Consider the following 17,000-nt stretch of genomic DNA (forward strand, 5'->3'; position numbering starts at 1 on the left):
CCCCCTACAACCGCTAGGCTGAACGCGATCACGCTTTGGCAAAGGATTCAGGGTGCCCGCCAAGAAACAAAAGCAGCCCAATCTGCTGATCGTCGCGCAATCCGGTCGGCTGGAGTTCGAGGCCGTGATTTTCATGGCCAGTCTGCGCGCGCACGCGCCAGACTTCACCGGCACGGTGTTCATCGCCGAACCCACACCCGACGGCGCCTGGCTCGGGCATGACACGGCGATCTCCGACCCGTGCCGCCAGATGCTGACCGATTTCGGCGCGACGATCGTGCCGTTCACCGCCAGCCATTTCGGCGCGACCTATCCGCAGGGCAACAAGATCGAGGCGCTGTCGGTCCTGCCCAAGGGCAAACCGTTTCTGTTCCTTGACACCGACACGCTGATCACCGGACCGCTGGACCGGGTCCGGTTCGATTTCGCGCGCCCGTCGGCGTCGATGCGCCGCGAAGGGACATGGCCCAAGCCGCCGCTTTACGGGCCGGGCTTTCACGCCATCTGGCAATCGCTGTACGACCGGTTTGGCCTGAGTTTCGCGCCCACGCTGGACCTGTCGCAACCCGACGAGCATTGGGAACGCTATCTGTATTTCAACGCGGGCTGGTTCTTTGGCGCGGACCCGGTGGAATTCGGACAGCGGTTCCTGACCTGGGCGCTGGCGCTGCGCGACGATCCGCATGACGAACTGGCCTGTCAGGTGATGGACCCGTGGCTGGATCAGGCGGTGCTGCCGCTGGTCATCCACAGCCTTGGCGGCGGACGCCCCGGACCGGCACTGGACGGGCTGGACGGCGATGTGACGTGTCACTACCGCAGGCTGCCTTTGCTGTACGCCCGCGACCCCGAGGCCGCGATCGTCGCACTGGAACATGCCGTCGGCACCAAAGAGGTCAAGCGTGTGCTGCGCGAATGGGAACCTGCGCGCAAGCTGATCTATCAGGACAAGGGCCGCCAGAAGGTACGCCCGATCTTTGCCGACAGGCCGACCCCCGCCCCCGAACGCATGATTCGCAACCAGCTCAAGGCACGGGGGTGGTGGCTGGTCTAGCCCAGCCGCCCCAACCGGATCGGGCCGTGAGGGTTGGGGCCCGCAGGGTGCCCGTTCTGCAGAACGGCAATGTCCCCGTTCGCCGCCATCTGCAACGCCAGCCGCCGCAGCGGGTCCATCAGCGGTCGCCAGTCCGTCGTCAGATCGCGGGCGATTCTGCTGGGACAGCAGGTCGTGCCCGGACGCAGCCGGGCGACCTGCGCAAGGATGGCCCCGCGCAGGTCGTCGTCAGTCATCCCAGAACCGCGTCGCAGCGCGCACAGACGCCGGGATGGGCGTGCGTGCCCACGTCGGGCAGGATCTTCCAGCAACGTTGGCATTTCTCGCCGTCCGCAGTTTCGAACACGACGCCGATGCCGGGGGTCTCAGTCATGCGGAACGCCTCGGTCGGGGCCGGATCGGCGGTCAGCGACAGGTCCGACGTGATGCACATGTCGGCGAATGCCACCGATTTCAGCGCATCCAGCATCTGGGCATCCTCGACATGGACCACGGGCGCGGCCTCCAGGCTGGCCCCGATGGTCTTGTCGGTCCGCTTGACCTCCAGCGCCGCGGTGACCACGCGGCGGGCACGACGGACATGGTCCCACCGTGCCGCCAACGGCTCGTTCAGCCAGTCGGCCGGCGTCGCCGCGAAATCGTGCAGGTGCACGCTGTCGTCGTCGGACGGGAACCGCGACAGCCAGACATCCTCCATCGTGAAGGGCAGGATCGGCGCCAGCCAGGTCACCAGCCGATGGAACAGCAGGTCCAGCACCGTCCGCGACGCGCGTCTGCGGTCGCTGTCCGCCGCGTCGCAATACAGCGCATCCTTCCTGACGTCGAAATAGAACGCCGACAGGTCGACCGTGCAGAACTGGAACAGCGTCTGGAACACGCCCTGGAAATCGAAATTCGCATAGCCTTGGCGGACCTGGTGATCCAGCTGCGCCAGCCGGTGCAGCATCCACTGTTCCAGCTCGGGCATCTGCGCGGGCTGGACACGTTCGGCCTCATCGAACCCCGCCAACGCTCCCAGCAGGAACCGCAGCGTGTTGCGCAGCCGACGATAGCTGTCGGCGGTCCCCTTCAGGATCTCGGGGCCAATCCGCTGGTCGGCGGTGTAATCGGCCTGCGCCACCCAAAGACGCAGGATGTCGGCGCCGTACTGTTCGATCACCTTGGCGGGCACGATCGTGTTGCCAAGCGACTTGGACATCTTCATGCCCTTTTCGTCCAGCGTGAAACCATGCGTGACCACGTTACGATAAGGCGCACGGCCCTTGGTCGCCGATGCCTGCAGCAGCGACGACTGGAACCACCCGCGATGCTGGTCGGTGCCCTCCAGATAGACGTCGGCGATGCCGTCCGGTGCGCCGTCCTCGCGGTCGCGCAGAACAAAGCTGTGGGTCGAGCCCGAATCGAACCACACGTCCAGCACATCCATGACCTGATCATAGGCCTCAGGGTCCGCGATTCCGTCCAGCATCCGGGCCTTGAACCCCGCACTATACCAGACATCCGCGCCATCCACCTCGAATGCCGCGACGATGCGGTCGTTCAGCCGCGAATCGCGCAGCAGAAAGTCGTCATCCGTGGGCTTGGCCCCGCGCCGCACGAAACAGGTCAGCGGCACGCCCCAGGCCCGCTGGCGCGACAGGACCCAGTCGGGGCGGTTCTCGACCATCGAATGGATGCGGTTGCGCCCGGTCTTGGGCCACCACTTGACCAGCTGGTCGATCGAGGTCAGCGCCCGCGCCCGGATCGTGTCGCCATGCGTGCCCATGCCGTCGTCCAGCGGCTTGTCGATGGCCGCGAACCATTGCGGCGTGTTGCGATAGATCAGCGGCGCCTTGGACCGCCAGCTGTGCGGATAGCTGTGCTTGATCTTGCCCTTGGCCAGCAGCCCGCCGGCCCAGGCCAACTGCTTGATCACGCTGACATTGGCGGGGCCGTCCTTGCCGTCGGGCGCCACGATCGCCTCTCCCCCAAAGATCGGCAGATCCTTGCGATAGCTGCCGTCGGGTTCGACATTGTAGGTCATCGGCAGCTTGAACCGCAGGCCCAGCTGATAGTCGTCGTCGCCATGGCTGGGCGCGGTATGCACGAACCCCGTGCCCGCCTCGTCGGTGACGTGATCGCCGGGCAGCATGGGCACATCATAGTCCCACTCGGCCGCACCGCCCTCGACCCCGCGCAGGGGGTGGGACAGGATCAGCCCGTCCAGATCGGCGGCGGTCACGTCGGCCACCCGGTCGAACCCGGTCACCTTGGCCTGCGTCATGACGCCCTGCGCCAGCGCATCTGCTAGGACCAGACGCTCTCCAGCCACTGCCGTCGCCCCTTCGCCCACTGCTTGGACCTGATACAGGCCATAGGCGATCGCGGGGTTGAACGCGACGGCGCGGTTCTGGGGGATGGTCCAGGGCGTCGTGGTCCAGATGACCACCTTGGCCTCCGTCTCACGCGCAAAAAGACCCGATCCGCTGACGACGCCGAACCGCACCCAGATCGTGTGGCTGGTGTGGTCGTGATATTCGACCTCGGCCTCGGCCAGGGCGGTCTTTTCCACGGGCGACCACATCACGGGCTTGGACCCCTGATACAGCGACCCGTTCATCACCAGCTTCATGAACTCGGCCGCGATGACGGCCTCGGCATGGAAATCCATCGTCAGATAGGGCCGGTCCCATGCCCCGGTGATGCCCAGACGCTTGAACTCGTCGCGCTGGATGTCCACCCATTCGTCGGCAAAGCGGCGGCATTCCTGACGGAACTCGACCATGTCGACCGCGTCCTTGTCGCGGCCCTCCTTGCGGTACTTTTCCTCGATCTTCCATTCGATCGGCAGGCCGTGACAGTCCCAGCCCGGCACATAGCGCGCATCGAACCCCATCATCTGGTGGCTGCGCACAACGATGTCCTTGATGGTCTTGTTCAGCGCGTGGCCGATATGCAGATGCCCGTTCGCATAGGGCGGGCCGTCATGCAGCACGAACGGCTTGCGCCCCGCCGCCGTGGACCGCAGGCGGTCATAGACGCCGATGCGGGCCCAACGCTCCAGCCATTCGGGTTCGCGGGCGGGCAGGCCCGCACGCATCGGAAAGTCAGTCTGGGGCAGAAAGACGGTATCGCGGTAATCGGGCTGCGTGGCGTCGGCCATCGGGGCGTTCCTTTGAGAGATGTTCGGACAAGACTGACCCGGCGGCGTGAAACCTCACGCCACCGGGCTGCTAATTCGAGATCCGAACGCCGGAAATTTCATCCGCCCTCTATAGAAAGCACCGCTTGGCGCTGCAAGCGCCGAACCTAGCGCGCGGCCCCCACCCCGGCTAGACTGCAGCCACCGCGGCTCTGAGGTTCCGATGCACCCTGCCCCCCTGCGCAGCCGCCTGACCCGACGCGACGCCGCGCTGCGCCGCTTTGCCATGGCGCGATACGGGCCGCGCGGCACGCTGGCGCTGCACCGGCACGCGGTCGGCGCGGACCTGCTGCGCGCGCCCCTGAACGTGATGCTGGCCCCCGTGGCCCTGCTGTTGCTGGGCGTGGGCTGGGTGCTGACGCGGGTGGGGGCCACGCGGGCGGGCGGCTGGCTGCGCACGCGGCGGGTGTTTCTGGGGTCCGACGTCTCGACGGTGATCCAGCGCGACCTGACGGCGCTGATCGCCGATCTGCGTCAACAGGGTCTGGGCCCGGACGCATCCCCCGACCGCATCGCCCGCGCCATCCGCAGCCATGCCGACACCCGCAATGCCGTGGCCGAGATCACCACATCGCTGATCGTGCTGACCGTGGGCATCGTGCTGTTTCACCGCGCCACGCCGGGTATGATTTCCCTCGCCGGGCCGATGGCACAGATGCGCGCGCATGGCGCGGCGGTGCGCGATTTCGCCTTGGGCGACACGTTGGGCCGGGCCTGGTACTGGGCGTTTCCGGTGGATATTTCGCCCCTGACGGTCATCGCCACGGGGGTGGCGCTGGCCGTGGCCGGGTCGCTGGTCACCACCTTCGCGGGGCTGATCGCGGACCCGGTCCAGCTGTGGACCGGCATCCACCGGCGCCGCCTGTCACGGCTGATGGCGCAGCTGGATGCGGACACCGACGACACCGCGCCCGAACCCGAACATCTGTTGGCGCGTCTGGGCGACGTGATCGACACCGCGTTGATCGCGCTGCGATCATGGCGCGGCTGAGGGTTCGCGCCTAGCCGCGACCGCGATAGGTCGGCACACCCTGATCGGGCAGCCACAGGCCCGCGGGCGGCGCGCTCGTCTGCCAGAACACGTCGATCGGCATGCCACCGCGCGGATACCAATAGCCGCCGATGCGCAGCCAGGCCGGGTCCAGCAGGTCGGCGATGCGTCGCCCGATGCCGACGGTGCAATCCTCGTGGAACGCGCAGTGATTGCGGAAACTGCCCAGAAACAGCTTGAGCGATTTCGATTCCACCAGCCAGTCGCCAGGCACGTAATCGATCACCAGATGCGCGAAATCGGGCTGGCCGGTCAGCGGGCACAGGCTGGTGAATTCGGGCTGGGTGAACCGCACGGCATAGGTCTGGCCGGGCTGGGGGTTGGGCACACGCTCCAGCACGGCCTGGTCGGGATGCTGTGGCAGGGGGGTGGCGCTGCCCAATTGGGTCAGCGCGTCGGTATAGTGGCTCATGGCTCGCTCCTGTTTTGTCCGGGTGGGCTGCGACCGGGTGGCCTCCCTTACGGCGGCACGCGACCCCTTGCAACCGCGCAGCCCCTGCCCCAGATGCGGCGGATGGACCCGCGTTTCGACATCACCGAAGACGAGATCGCCCGCACCGTCGCCGTCTTTTACGGCGCTGTGCGGCGGCACGAAGTGCTGGCCCCGATCTTTGCTGAACATGTCGGCGACTGGTCCGCGCACGAGGATCGCATCGCGGCCTTCTGGAAGGGCGCGATCCTGCACAAGGCGGGCTATAACGGCAGCCCGATGCGCGCGCACCTGTCCGCGGGCAACCTCCGCCCCGAGCATTTCGAGATCTGGCTGTCCCTGTTCGACGAGGCGCTGCGCCGCACCCTGCCACCGTGGTCGGCCCGTGCCTGGTCGCAGATGGCGCATCGCATCGGCCAGGGCCTGCGCGCCGGGGTGCAGAACATCGACGCGGGCCGCGCCGGTCCCCCGGTCCTGCGCTAGCCGCCCGTCCTGCCCTAGCCGCGCGTGCGCGGCGGGCGGGGGCGATAGACAGGCAGCTTCCATCCCCGCACCATACTACCCGCGCGCAGAACGAACGTGACCACGCCGCAGGCGATCAGCGCCTCGACCCGCCCCAGTCCGATCCCGACCAGCAGCACTGCCGCCAACGCCCCGCCAAACGCCGCCGTCAGGTACAGTTCGCCCTGTTTCAGGACCAGCGGCACCTCGTTGCCGACCACGTCGCGCATCAGCCCGCCGAAGGTGCCGGTGACCACGCCCATGATCACCACGATGACCGGGCTGAACCCGCCCGCCAGCGCCACGGCGACGCCTGCGGGGACCGCCACCGACAGGGCAAAGGCGTCCAGCCACAGCAGCAGGCGATAACGGCTTTCGAACCGGTGCGCGGTCCAGAACACGACCATCGCCGCCACCGCCGCCACCACGACCAGCGATGGCCGGGCGACCCAGAACACGACGTCCCGACCCAGGATCAGGTCGCGCAGCGTGCCGCCGCCCACCGCCGTCATCGCGGCCATGAAGACGAACCCCACCGGGTCCAGCTGTGCCCGGCTGGCCACCAGCGCCCCGGTCAGCGCAAAGACCAGCACCGAGGCATAGTCCAGCACCCAGACCAGCGTGGGCAGGCCCGCGATTACCTGTCCCGTCACGGCTTGAACGGCGCCATGCCCGCGCGGGCCAGTTCGTCCGCGCGTTCGTTTTCGGCATGGCCGGCATGACCCTTGATCCAGCGCCATTCGACGCTGTGCTTGGCCTGCGCCTCATCAAGCCGCTGCCACAGTTCGACATTCTTGACCGGCTTGCGGTCGGCGGTCTTCCAGCCGTTACGCTTCCAGCCGTGAATCCACTGGGTCACGCCGTTCTTGACGTAATTGCTGTCGGTCACGATCACGATGGTACTGGGCCGGGTCAGCGTCTCCAGCGCGCTGATGGCGGCCATCAGTTCCATCCGGTTGTTGGTGGTGGCGGCCTCTCCGCCCTGCAACTCGCGTTCCTTGACGACGCTGTCGCCGTCCAGCGCGCGCATCAACACGCCCCATCCCCCCGGGCCGGGATTGCCGCTGCAGGCGCCGTCGGTCCAGGCGAACAGCTTAGCCATCGATGGTCACATGCCCCGGCAGGGCCGCCATGCGCGCCAGCCACCCGCGCAGCGCCGGAAAGCGGTCCATGTCGAACCCGCCGCGCGCACCCGCGCTGTGGGTATAGGCATAGAGGCAGATGTCGGCCAGGCTGGCCGCATCGCCTACCAGCCATGCCTGCGTTGCCAGGTGATCCTCCATCACGGACAGCAATGCATGGCCACGATCCAGCAGGTCGGCCAGCCGGTCGGGTGTCGCATCCGCCGCGCGATGGGGATAGCTGACCAGCGCCTGGCGCACCGCGATGACCGGTTCGTGGTTGTACTGTTCCCAGAACATCCAAGCCAGCATCTGCGCGCGCAGTGTCCGGTTGGCGGGCCAATAGGCCGTGCCCTCGCCCAGATAGCACAGGATCGCGTTCGATTCCGCCAGCGTTGTCCCGTCATCCAGCCGCAGCGCCGGCAGCTTGCCAAAGGGCAACGCGCCCAGATCCTTGGCCTGCTGCAGGGCGGCCGATCCGTATTCGCAATCGACGCGGTCCACCGACTGGCCGGTCAGCGCCGCCAGCAACCTGACCTTGTAGCTGTTGCCCGATGAGGGCATCGAATAGAGCCGCATGCTGTGCCTTTCTGCCATGTCCGCGCCGCTATAGCCGCGATCCGCGCGGCAGGCCAGCGGGCCTCAGGCAGGCGCGGGCAGATAGGGGATGCTGCCAGCCACATCGCTGTCGTCGATCAGCCGGAAATGACTGACCGAACCGCCCTTGCGGGCCGTGGCATGGGGCGCATAGTCGGGATCGTTCACGAACCCCATCGCATCATCGCGGGTCGGAAACTCGATCAGGGCGATCAGGGTGACGTCGCGGGCCTCGCCCTCCAGCGTCTCGATCTGGCCGGACCGGGACAGATATCGACCCTGATGGCGGGCGGCAATGTCGTGGACCGCCGCCGCATAGGGGGCGATCCAGGCGTCGTCGGTGACGGTGACTTCGGCAATCAGATAAACAGTCATGTGGGGTCCTCCAACCTGTGGCCAAAGGATAGGACCAGGGCGGGCGATCCGGCAAGAGACTGGTTGGATCAGGCCGTTTCGCGCAGGACGCGGGGAACCTTGAACTCGACCCGCTCGACCGCGGTCTCGACGATCTCGATGGTCACGTCATAGCGGGCGTGGAACGCGTCGACGACCTCGTTGATCAGCACCTCGGGGGCGCTGGCGCCGGCGGTCACGCCGATGCTGCGAATGCCGTCCAGCGCACGCCAGTCGATTTCCGCAGCCCGCATCACCAGCTGGGCATAGCCGCATCCGGCCGCGCGACCGACCTCGACCAGCCGCTTGGAGTTGCTGGAGTTCTCGGCCCCGATCACCAGCAGCGCATCGACATGCGGCGCCACCGCCTTGACCGCCGCCTGGCGGTTGGTGGTGGCATAACAGATGTCTTCCTTGGCCGGGCCAATGATCGCGGGGAACCGGTCGTGCAGGGCGGCGACCACGGCGGCGGTATCGTCGACCGACAGGGTCGTCTGGGTGATGAAGGCCAGCCGCGCGGGGTCGCGCACGGCGATCGTGGCAACGTCGGCCACGTCCTCGACCAGGATCACCTCTCCCTCTGGCAGCTGGCCCATCGTGCCCAGCACCTCGGGGTGGCCCCGATGGCCGATCATGACCATCTGCAGGCCCGCGGCGTGATGGCGTTCGGCCTCGATATGGACCTTGCTGACCAGCGGGCAGGTCGCGTCGACATAGACCATCTCGCGGCGCTGCGCCTCGGCCGGGACGGCCTTGGGGACGCCATGCGCGGAAAAGATCACCGGACGGTCGGCCGGGCATTCGTCCAGTTCCTCGACAAAGACGGCGCCCTTGTCGCGCAGGGTGTCCACGACGTACTTGTTGTGCACGATCTCGTGGCGGACAAAAACGGGCGCCCCCCATTTCTCCAACGCGAGTTCCACGATCTTGATGGCGCGGTCGACGCCTGCGCAGAAACCGCGCGGGGCGGCCAGATACAGGGTCAGGGGGGCTTTGATCTGTTCCATACCCCTCAGGTAGCGTGCCGACCCGGTTTCGTCCAGCGCCACGCGGTCACATCTGTCGGACAGCACGCCGAACGCAACGACGATCAGCGCGCGACTGCCAACAGGGCTGCCACGTCCAGATGCGCCTCCAGATGATCGGCCAGATCGTCCAGCGCGGCGTCCACGCCCGCCTCGAACCCCGGCTGCGAGGCCGCGCCCAACCGGGCCAGGAACGCGGCCCGGAACGCATCGTCGGAAAACAGCCCGTGCAGATAGCTGCCCGTCACGCGGCCATCCGGGCTGATGGCGCCGTCGGGGTCGGGGACATGGGCAAAGGGGCGCGCGCAATCGGGACCGGTGGTGCGGCCCATGTGGATCTCGTATCCTGATACGGACCGGCCCAGGGCGATGCCGGTCACGCGGGTAAGGCGTTTGTCGGGGGCCATGACGGTGGTCACGTCCAAAAGGCCCAGCCCGGCCACCTGCCCCGCCACACCGTCCGCGCCCGACGGATCGTCGATCACCCGGCCCAGCATCTGATAGCCACCGCAGATGCCCAGCACATGCCCGCCGCGCCGGTGATGCGCGGCCAGATCGATGTCCCAGCCCTGCGCCCGCAGAAAGGCCAGATCGCCCAGGGTCGATTTCGTGCCCGGCACGATCACCAATCCCGCGTCGCCGGGGATCGCCTGCCCCGGCGCCAGCATGGTCAGGCGCACGCCGGGTTCCGCCGCCAGCGGGTCCAGATCGTCAAAGTTGGCAATGCGCGACAACGTCAGGCAGACGACATGCAGCCCCGCCCCGCGGCTGGCGCGCAGATCGACCGCGTCCTCCGCCGGCAGGCGGTGCGCATCCGCGAACCACGGCACGACGCCAAAGCCGCGCCAGCCGGTGCGCGCCTCGATCATCCGGTATCCGTCGTCGAACAGGCGTGGGTCGCCGCGGAATTTGTTGATCAGGAACCCGCGGACCATCGCGGCGTCATCCGCGTCGATCACCGCCTGGGTGCCGACGATCTGGGCGATCACCCCGCCGCGGTCGATGTCGCCCGCCAGCACGACGGGGACGCCGGCAGCGCGGGCAAAGCCCATGTTTGCGATGTCGCGGGGGCGCAGGTTGACCTCGGCCGGGCTGCCCGCACCCTCGACGATGATCAGGTCATGGGCGGCCGACAGGCGGGCGAAGCTCTCCAGCACGCCGCCCAGCAGGCGGGGCTTGAGGCCCTGATAATCGCGCGCCTCGGCCCGACCGATGGCGCGGCCCTGCAGGATCACCTGCGCGCCGCGATCGGTTTCCGGCTTCAGCAGGACGGGGTTCATGTCGGTATGCGGGTCCAGACCACAGGCGCGGGCCTGCAGGGCCTGGGCGCGGCCGATCTCTCCGCCGTCGGCGGTGACGGCGGCGTTGTTGGACATGTTCTGCGGCTTGAAGGGCGCGACCGACAGGCCACGCCGCGTCGCGGCACGGCACAGGCCCGCCACCAACATCGACTTGCCGACATTGGAGCCAGTGCCCTGGATCATCACCGCAACCATCGGACACTCTTGCTTGCCATCACCCTGACAGGTGACTAGATAGGCGCGTCCGCAAATGAAAGGCCGAAAGCCGTGGAAAACGTCATTCTGACCGTCCATCTGATCCTGGCAGTGATGCTGGCCGGGGTCGTCCTGCTGCAGCGTTCCGAAGGGGGCGGGCTGGGCATGGGCGGCGGTGGTGGTGCCGGCGGCGGCGTCATGTCGGGCCGCCAGGCGGCCAACGTGCTGACCCGGATGACGTGGATCCTGGGCGTGGCGATCTTTGCGACCTCGATCGCGCTGACGATTCTGGCGGCGCGTCAGGCCAACAACAGCTCTATCATGGATCAGTTCGGCGGTCAGACCCCGGCCGAGGCTCCGGCAACCGGTCTTCCGGGTCTTCCGGCCTATACCCCGCCGCCGTCGACGGCAGGCAACCCGCTGACCCCGCCCAGCCCCGATGCGGGCGCCGACGCCACGGCGACCCCGGCACCTGCGGCGGACGTCCCGGTGCCCCCGGCCCCGGCGGCTGAAACCCCGGCCGATACGCTGACGCCGCCCGAGGCCGAGGCACCTGTGGAAACCGCACCCACCGCCACGCCGGAAACCGCGCCTGAGACCGCGCCCGCACCGGCGAACTGACAACAGACACCACTGCAAGGGGGCGACAGTCGCCCCCATTCACTTGCGGTCCGTTGCGGCCACGGGCCGAATCGGTTATTTCGTGGGCCCCGTGATCGTCGTCATTCTGACGGCCCGCTCAGACCGAACTGCACATCATGGGGGCCTCATGGCGCGATACATCTTCATCACCGGCGGCGTCGTATCCTCGCTTGGCAAGGGACTGGCCTCGGCGGCGTTGGGGGCGCTGCTGCAGGCGCGGGGGTTCACGGTCCGCCTGCGCAAGCTGGACCCATACCTGAACGTCGATCCCGGCACGATGAGCCCGTTCGAACATGGCGAGGTCTTTGTCACCGATGACGGCGCCGAGACCGACCTGGACCTGGGCCATTACGAACGCTTTACCGGGGTGGCCGCCCGCCGCACCGACAGCATCAGCAGCGGGCGGGTCTATTCCAACGTCCTGGAAAAGGAACGTCGCGGCGAATACCTGGGCAAGACCATTCAGGTGATTCCGCACGTCACCAACGAGATCAAGGACTTCCTGTCGATCGGCGACGACGAGGTCGACTTCATGCTGTGCGAGATCGGCGGCACTGTCGGCGACATCGAAGGCCTGCCCTTCTTCGAAGCCATCCGTCAGTTCATCCACGAGCGTCCGCGCGGCGAATGCATCCTGATGCACCTGACGCTGCTGCCCTATCTGGCCGCCAGCCGTGAGTTGAAGACCAAGCCGACCCAGCACAGCGTCAAGGAACTGCAATCCATCGGCCTTGCCCCGGACGTGCTGGTCTGCCGCTCGGAACATCCGATCCCCGAAAAAGAACGCGCCAAAATCGCGTTGTTCTGCAACGTGCGCCCTGACAGCGTGATCCCGGCCTATGACCTGAAAACGATCTATCAGGCACCGCTGGCCTATCACCGTGCGGGATTGGACCGGGCCGTTCTGGACGCCTTCCAGATCAGCCCCGCGCCCCGCCCCGACCTGTCGCGGTGGGAAGACGTGATGGACCGTCTGGAACATGCCGAAGGTCAGGTGAACATCGCCATCGTCGGCAAATACACCCAGCTGGAAGACGCCTACAAATCCATCTCCGAGGCACTGACACATGGCGGCATGGCCAACCGCGTCCGCGTCAAGGCAGACTGGGTCGACAGCGAAAAGCTGGAAGGCGAAGGCGCGCATCTGCTGGACGGGTATCATGGCATCATCGTGCCCGGCGGCTTTGGCGAACGCGGGACCGAGGGCATGGTCGCCGCTGCACGCTATGCGCGTGAGAAAAAGGTGCCCTATCTGGGTATTTGCCTTGGCATGCAGATGGCCGTGATCGAGGCTGCCCGCAACCTGGCCGACATGCCCAACGCCGGATCCGAGGAATTCGACCATGAGGCTGGTCAGACCCGGTTCACCCCGGTCGTGTATCACCTCAAGGAATGGGTGCAGGGCAACTATACCGTCAGCCGCAAGGTCGGTGACGACAAGGGCGGCACGATGCGCCTGGGCTCCTATACCGCCGTGCTTGACGAAGGATCGCGGATTTCCGGCATCTATGGCGGCGCGACCCAGATCGAGGACCGCCACCGCCACCGCTATGAGGTCGACGCGACCTATCGGGCGCAGCTGGAGCAGGCGGGCCTGCGCTTTTCGGGCATGTCGCCCGACGGCAAGCTGCCCGAGGTCGTCGAATACGCCGACCACCCGTGGTTCATCGGCGTGCAGGCGCACCCTGAGCTGAAGTCCAAACCCTTTGAACCCGCACCGCTGTTCGCAGGTTTTGTCCGCGCGGCGATGGAGGAAGGGCGGCTGGTCTGACCGCCCCCCTGCCCACCCCGGATGTTCCCGACCGGCTTGCCGCCGCGCTGTCCCTGACGGCGCGGCGGTATACGTTTGCGCGGGTCGAACCGGTGGCCGGGCATCCGTTGGCGGGGTTTTTTCGCCGTGACGTTGCGGCGCTGGCCCGCGCTGCGGTGGCAGGGCGACCCGAACGCCTGCTGGTGCGGGCCAGCACCGGTGCGCCGGGCTGGGCGGCGGTGCCTTGGGTCGCGTGGTTCGCACCGCATGTGACGCGCAGCATGCGCCACGGCGTCTATGTCGCCTGTTTCGTGAACGCGCCCGACGAACGCATCGTCCTGTCGCTGCAGCATGGCGCAGCGGATGCGCTGCGCGAATGGGGCCATGATGCGGGTCTGCGCCATCTGCGCGACAGGGCGGCGGCCACGCGGGACGGCCTGCCGGGACATGGCTTTGACACGGGGCCCATCACCTTGGGGTCGGATGCTGCCTTGCCGCAGGGTTATCAGGCGGGGTGCGTGCTGTCGCGCATCTGGGATGCGGGCGCCCCCGATGCGGACGGGTTCGATGCGGCACTGTCTCGAATGCTGGACCTGTATCGCGGATTGGTCGGCCCCTAGCGGGTGCCGGCGCGACGGGTGGACAGGATCAGGTTCGTCTCGGATGTCATGACGCCGTCCAGGTCACGGATGCGGCGCAGCACATCGTCCAGTTCCGACAGCGAACCCGCCGCCAGATCAACGATCACATCCCACCGCCCGTTCGTCGAATGCACCGCAGTCACCTGCGCCATCGCGGTCAGGCGGGCCATGATGCGGTCGGTGCCCCGCCCTTCGATCCCGATCATCATCAGGCCGCGCACCGGCGCGTCCTGCGCGTCTGCGCGGGTGATGGCGGTAAAGCCCAGGATCTCCTGTCGCTCCAATAGGCGTGCCAGACGCAGGCGGACCGTGGCGCGGCTGACGCCCAGCCTGTCCGCCAGATGCAGCACCGATGCCCGCCCGTCGCGGCGCAGCTGTGCGATCAGCGCCTGATCCAGATCGTCCATTGTGGCACCCTTGCCCGCCAATTTGGGCAATGATCCGTCCATTCGCGCCGCCTGTCCAGTTGCAACCGTCCCATATCGCGCAGCATCATGGAGGCAACCCTTCAGGAGAAGACCGATGACCCCGCCCTCGCGCCAGGCGCTTGTTCCTTTTGTCAGCGTCGATCACATGATGCAGCTGGTCCATCACATCGGCCTGGAACCGCTGCTGATCGAATTGGCCGACGCGATCGAGGCCGATTTCCGCCGCTGGCCTGATTTCGACAAGACCCCGCGCGTTGCCAGCCATTCCGACATCGGCGTGATCGAACTGATGCCGACATCCGACGGGCAGCATTACGGGTTCAAATACGTGAACGGACATCCCGGCAACATGCGTCAGGGCCTGCAGACGGTCACGGCCTTTGGCGTGCTGGCCGGCGTCGCTACCGGATATCCGCTGCTGCTGTCCGAAATGACCATCCTGACCGCGCTGCGCACGGCGGCAACCAGCGCCATGGCCGCGCGATGGCTGGCCCCACGCGGTTCGCGCGTCATGGCGATGATCGGCAACGGCGCCCAGGCAGAATTCCAGGCCTTGGCCTTCAAGGCGATCTGCGGCATCACCGAGGTGCGGCTGTACGACATCGACCCTGCCGCCACTGCGAAATGCGTGGCGAACCTGACCGGGCGCGGCCTGCACGTGGTCAGCTGTGCCAGCGCCGAAGAGGCAATACTGGGCGCGCAAATCGTGACGACCTGTACCGCGGACAAGCAGTACGCCACCATCCTGTCGGACAATATGGTGGGCGCGGGCGTGCACCTGAACGCGGTCGGCGGCGACGGCCCGGGCAAGACCGAACTGCACCGCGACATCCTGATGCGGGCGGGCATTTTTGTGGAATACCCACCCCAGACCCGCGTCGAGGGAGAGATCCAGCAACTGGACCCCGACCACCCGGTGACCGAACTGTGGCAGGTCATCGCAGGCAATGCCCCCGGCCGGACAAGCGCCGACCAGGTCACGCTGTTCGACAGCGTCGGGTTCGCCATCGAGGATTTCAGCGCCCTGCGCCACATCCACAAGCGTCTGCAGGGCACCGGGCTGTTCCGGAACCTGGACATGATCGCCGACCCAGACGATCCGCGCGACCTGTTCGGCATGCTGTGTCGCGCCGCACCCCGTCAGGACGCCGCCTGATGTGAACGCCTGCGGCACGATCGCGAATTGCAAGGGCCAAGGTTCGGCCTTAGCAGATCGGAATGTCCATCCACATCACCCATCCCATCGGCCCGATCCTGCTGCTTGACGATGTCGCCATGGGGCAGATGTCACTGTCGGCGCTGTTCATCATGCCGGGCGGTCAACAGCCGCCCCCGATCATTGCGCCAACAGGCACGGTGGTCCCCGTGGCACTGGCCCTGTTCGACGGGGCGACCGTCTGGCGGGCGCGGTTTGCGCTGCCTGCGGACAGGGCTTCGCACTATGCGTGGAACGGCCAGCAATACCAGGTCGCGGGCGACCTGACAGGGGATCTGCGGCTGGCCTATGTGTCGTGCAACGGCGAAGAGGTTGGTGACATGGACCGTGAGGGGTCCGAACGCAACGCCATGTGGGCGCGCCTGCGCGACGACCACCGCCGTGCCCCGTTTGCGGTGATGCTGCATGGCGGCGATCAGGTTTATGCGGACGAAGTGACGCGGGGCCATCCCCTCAGCGACGATTGGCCCGACCGCGTTCCAGACAACCCTCGCCCCGACGCTCTGGAGAGCCTGCGCGCGCATCTGCGCCAGCGGTTCTTTGACCGCTATGCGGCGCTGTACGGCGCGCCTGAACTGGCCTGGCTGGCGGCGCGGGTGCCGTCGCTGATGCAATGGGACGACCACGACATCTGCGACGGCTGGGGGTCACTGCCCCGATCGCGCACGGAATCGGCGGTGGGGCAGGCACTGTTCGCCACGGCCCGCGACAGCTTTCTGCTGTTCCAGCATGGCACCGTGGCGGGCGACCTGCCCGCGCGATTTGCCGATCCGCAGGGCATGCACCTGGGCTGGGTCATCACCGTCCCCGGCCTGCGGATCCTGGCCCCCGACATGCGGTCCGAACGGACCCGCCATGACATCATCGGGCCGGGCGGCTGGACCATGATGGATGCCGAAGGCCGCCGCCACGCGCAGGGTCACACCATGCTGATGTCCAGCGTGCCTTTGCTGGGGCCACGCATGTCGATTCTCGAATCGCTGATGGTGGCCATTCCGCGCATGCAGAAATACGAGGATGACCTGCGCGACCAGTGGCAAAGCCGCACCCATCGTGAGGAATGGCGCCGCATCCTGCGACTGGTACGCGACATGGCGCGCCGCGACGGACATGATCTGACCGCCCTGTCGGGCGAAATCCATCTGGCCACGCGTGCCGAAATGGACCTGGGCGGCGGCCTGCACCTGCATCAGCTGGTCGCATCGGGCATCGCGCATCGTGCACCGCCAAAGGGGTGGGCCAGGTTCCTCGGCGCGCTGGCCTGGCTAGGAGAGGATCCGTTACCGGAACACCCGATCCGCATCCGGCCTTTGCCCGGCCAGCGACACCGCTATGTCGCGCAGCGCAATTTTCTGGTGCTGGAACGGCGCAGGGGTGCGTGGCAGGCTGTCTGGGACCTGGAGGACAGCGGACGCACCCCGCCATTGCCCCTGTAGAACGACAAAGGCCGCCCCGGGGGGCGGCCTTTGTGTAT

At 67.2% G+C, this 17,000-nt stretch carries 18 protein-coding genes; 8 read left to right on the plus strand and 10 right to left on the minus strand.

The annotated features are described in order from the left end of the window. The first annotated feature begins 52 nt into the window (after nucleotides 1-52). Nucleotides 53-1,054, plus strand: a complete 1,002-nt coding sequence (locus ACJJVR_RS05980) for a hypothetical protein (protein WP_405402990.1) — start codon at nucleotides 53-55, stop codon at nucleotides 1,052-1,054. On the opposite strand, the gene ACJJVR_RS05985 is transcribed toward ACJJVR_RS05980, so the two are convergent. Together ACJJVR_RS05985 and ileS are read right to left on the minus strand one after the other, a co-directional pair. Beyond that, the gene (locus ACJJVR_RS05985; RefSeq protein ID WP_405402992.1) at nucleotides 1,051-1,290 is read right to left on the minus strand and encodes a DUF3253 domain-containing protein; all 240 of its coding nucleotides are present in this window, start codon (nucleotides 1,288-1,290) and stop codon (nucleotides 1,051-1,053) included. The two genes, ACJJVR_RS05980 and ACJJVR_RS05985, sit on opposite strands and share 4 nt — an antisense overlap. Then, complete coding sequence (ileS, locus tag ACJJVR_RS05990; RefSeq protein WP_405402994.1) at nucleotides 1,287-4,196, minus strand: isoleucine--tRNA ligase; 2,910 nt, start codon at nucleotides 4,194-4,196, stop codon at nucleotides 1,287-1,289. The genes ACJJVR_RS05985 and ileS overlap by 4 nt, the downstream gene beginning before the upstream one ends. Before the next feature lie 202 nt (nucleotides 4,197-4,398). Here ileS and ACJJVR_RS05995 point away from each other — a divergent pair, with 202 nt between their 5' ends. Next, a complete protein-coding gene (locus ACJJVR_RS05995; protein WP_405402995.1) occupies nucleotides 4,399-5,226 on the plus strand; it encodes a DUF6635 family protein in 828 nt (275 codons plus the stop codon). 10 nt (nucleotides 5,227-5,236) lie between these two features. On the opposite strand, the gene queF is transcribed toward ACJJVR_RS05995, so the two are convergent. After that, nucleotides 5,237-5,698, minus strand: a complete 462-nt coding sequence (queF, locus tag ACJJVR_RS06000) for a preQ(1) synthase (protein WP_405402996.1) — start codon at nucleotides 5,696-5,698, stop codon at nucleotides 5,237-5,239. A gap of 102 nt (nucleotides 5,699-5,800) precedes the next feature. Between queF and ACJJVR_RS06005 the strand changes: the two genes are divergently transcribed. Next, on the plus strand, nucleotides 5,801-6,199 hold the full coding sequence (locus tag ACJJVR_RS06005) for a group III truncated hemoglobin (RefSeq protein ID WP_405402999.1): 399 nt from the start codon (nucleotides 5,801-5,803) through the stop codon (nucleotides 6,197-6,199). Between the two features lie 14 nt (nucleotides 6,200-6,213). On the opposite strand, the gene ACJJVR_RS06010 is transcribed toward ACJJVR_RS06005, so the two are convergent. The 6 genes from ACJJVR_RS06010 to ACJJVR_RS06035 all read right to left on the minus strand — a co-directional run bounded on the left by ACJJVR_RS06010 (nucleotide 6,214) and on the right by ACJJVR_RS06035 (nucleotide 10,849). Then, nucleotides 6,214-6,870 (minus strand): trimeric intracellular cation channel family protein, encoded by a 657-nt coding sequence (locus ACJJVR_RS06010; RefSeq protein WP_405403001.1) that lies wholly within the window; start codon nucleotides 6,868-6,870, stop codon nucleotides 6,214-6,216. Continuing rightward, nucleotides 6,867-7,319: a ribonuclease HI gene (gene rnhA / locus ACJJVR_RS06015; protein ID WP_405403002.1), complete on the minus strand. Its 453-nt coding sequence runs from the start codon at nucleotides 7,317-7,319 to the stop codon at nucleotides 6,867-6,869. The genes ACJJVR_RS06010 and rnhA overlap by 4 nt, the downstream gene beginning before the upstream one ends. Next, nucleotides 7,312-7,917 (minus strand): glutathione S-transferase family protein, encoded by a 606-nt coding sequence (locus ACJJVR_RS06020; protein WP_405403004.1) that lies wholly within the window; start codon nucleotides 7,915-7,917, stop codon nucleotides 7,312-7,314. Before ACJJVR_RS06020 ends, rnhA begins: the two co-directional genes overlap by 8 nt. Nucleotides 7,918-7,980: 63 nt before the next feature. Further along, nucleotides 7,981-8,310 carry a DUF1330 domain-containing protein gene (locus ACJJVR_RS06025; RefSeq protein ID WP_405403006.1) on the minus strand — a complete coding sequence of 110 codons (330 nt, stop codon included), beginning with the start codon at nucleotides 8,308-8,310 and terminating at the stop codon, nucleotides 7,981-7,983. Nucleotides 8,311-8,378: 68 nt separating this feature from the next. Further along, nucleotides 8,379-9,335, minus strand: a complete 957-nt coding sequence (gene ispH, locus ACJJVR_RS06030) for a 4-hydroxy-3-methylbut-2-enyl diphosphate reductase (protein WP_405403008.1) — start codon at nucleotides 9,333-9,335, stop codon at nucleotides 8,379-8,381. An 83-nt stretch (nucleotides 9,336-9,418) separates the two neighbouring features. Beyond that, nucleotides 9,419-10,849, minus strand: a complete 1,431-nt coding sequence (locus tag ACJJVR_RS06035; RefSeq protein ID WP_405403010.1) for a cobyric acid synthase — start codon at nucleotides 10,847-10,849, stop codon at nucleotides 9,419-9,421. A gap of 72 nt (nucleotides 10,850-10,921) precedes the next feature. Here ACJJVR_RS06035 and secG point away from each other — a divergent pair, with 72 nt between their 5' ends. The 3 genes from secG (at nucleotide 10,922) to ACJJVR_RS06050 (ending at nucleotide 13,861) form a co-directional block, all read left to right on the plus strand. Continuing rightward, the gene (gene secG, locus ACJJVR_RS06040) at nucleotides 10,922-11,470 is read left to right on the plus strand and encodes a preprotein translocase subunit SecG (protein WP_405403011.1); all 549 of its coding nucleotides are present in this window, start codon (nucleotides 10,922-10,924) and stop codon (nucleotides 11,468-11,470) included. A gap of 148 nt (nucleotides 11,471-11,618) precedes the next feature. Continuing rightward, nucleotides 11,619-13,262 carry a CTP synthase gene (locus ACJJVR_RS06045; RefSeq protein ID WP_405403013.1) on the plus strand — a complete coding sequence of 548 codons (1,644 nt, stop codon included), beginning with the start codon at nucleotides 11,619-11,621 and terminating at the stop codon, nucleotides 13,260-13,262. Between the two features lie 53 nt (nucleotides 13,263-13,315). Further along, nucleotides 13,316-13,861, plus strand: coding sequence for an MrcB family domain-containing protein (locus tag ACJJVR_RS06050; protein WP_405403553.1), 546 nt, complete (start codon nucleotides 13,316-13,318; stop codon nucleotides 13,859-13,861). On the opposite strand, the gene ACJJVR_RS06055 is transcribed toward ACJJVR_RS06050, so the two are convergent. Next, nucleotides 13,858-14,289, minus strand: a complete 432-nt coding sequence (locus ACJJVR_RS06055) for an Lrp/AsnC family transcriptional regulator (protein ID WP_405403015.1) — start codon at nucleotides 14,287-14,289, stop codon at nucleotides 13,858-13,860. The two genes, ACJJVR_RS06050 and ACJJVR_RS06055, sit on opposite strands and share 4 nt — an antisense overlap. A 115-nt stretch (nucleotides 14,290-14,404) precedes the next feature. On the opposite strand from ACJJVR_RS06055, the gene ACJJVR_RS06060 reads away from it, so the two are divergent. Beyond that, on the plus strand, nucleotides 14,405-15,466 hold the full coding sequence (locus ACJJVR_RS06060) for an ornithine cyclodeaminase (protein WP_405403017.1): 1,062 nt from the start codon (nucleotides 14,405-14,407) through the stop codon (nucleotides 15,464-15,466). Between the two features lie 62 nt (nucleotides 15,467-15,528). Continuing rightward, nucleotides 15,529-16,962: an alkaline phosphatase D family protein gene (locus ACJJVR_RS06065; protein WP_405403019.1), complete on the plus strand. Its 1,434-nt coding sequence runs from the start codon at nucleotides 15,529-15,531 to the stop codon at nucleotides 16,960-16,962. Nucleotides 16,963-17,000: the final 38 nt, after the last annotated feature.

This window comes from Paracoccus sp. Ld10 (assembly GCF_045064235.1).
Lineage (GTDB): Bacteria > Pseudomonadota > Alphaproteobacteria > Rhodobacterales > Rhodobacteraceae > Paracoccus.

Coding starts and splice junctions, on each gene's coding strand:
- ACJJVR_RS05985 (WP_405402992.1), bottom strand. CDS start 1,290: ATGACTGACGACGACCTGCGCGGGGCCATCCTTGCGCAGGTCGCCCGG.
- ileS (WP_405402994.1), bottom strand. CDS start 4,196: ATGGCCGACGCCACGCAGCCCGATTACCGCGATACCGTCTTTCTGCCC.
- ACJJVR_RS05995 (WP_405402995.1), top strand. CDS start 4,399: ATGCACCCTGCCCCCCTGCGCAGCCGCCTGACCCGACGCGACGCCGCG.
- queF (WP_405402996.1), bottom strand. CDS start 5,698: ATGAGCCACTATACCGACGCGCTGACCCAATTGGGCAGCGCCACCCCC.
- ACJJVR_RS06005 (WP_405402999.1), top strand. CDS start 5,801: ATGGACCCGCGTTTCGACATCACCGAAGACGAGATCGCCCGCACCGTC.
- rnhA (WP_405403002.1), bottom strand. CDS start 7,319: ATGGCTAAGCTGTTCGCCTGGACCGACGGCGCCTGCAGCGGCAATCCC.
- ACJJVR_RS06020 (WP_405403004.1), bottom strand. CDS start 7,917: ATGCGGCTCTATTCGATGCCCTCATCGGGCAACAGCTACAAGGTCAGG.
- ACJJVR_RS06025 (WP_405403006.1), bottom strand. CDS start 8,310: ATGACTGTTTATCTGATTGCCGAAGTCACCGTCACCGACGACGCCTGG.
- ispH (WP_405403008.1), bottom strand. CDS start 9,335: ATGGAACAGATCAAAGCCCCCCTGACCCTGTATCTGGCCGCCCCGCGC.
- ACJJVR_RS06035 (WP_405403010.1), bottom strand. CDS start 10,849: ATGGTTGCGGTGATGATCCAGGGCACTGGCTCCAATGTCGGCAAGTCG.
- ACJJVR_RS06045 (WP_405403013.1), top strand. CDS start 11,619: ATGGCGCGATACATCTTCATCACCGGCGGCGTCGTATCCTCGCTTGGC.
- ACJJVR_RS06055 (WP_405403015.1), bottom strand. CDS start 14,289: ATGGACGATCTGGATCAGGCGCTGATCGCACAGCTGCGCCGCGACGGG.
- ACJJVR_RS06060 (WP_405403017.1), top strand. CDS start 14,405: ATGACCCCGCCCTCGCGCCAGGCGCTTGTTCCTTTTGTCAGCGTCGAT.
- ACJJVR_RS06065 (WP_405403019.1), top strand. CDS start 15,529: ATGTCCATCCACATCACCCATCCCATCGGCCCGATCCTGCTGCTTGAC.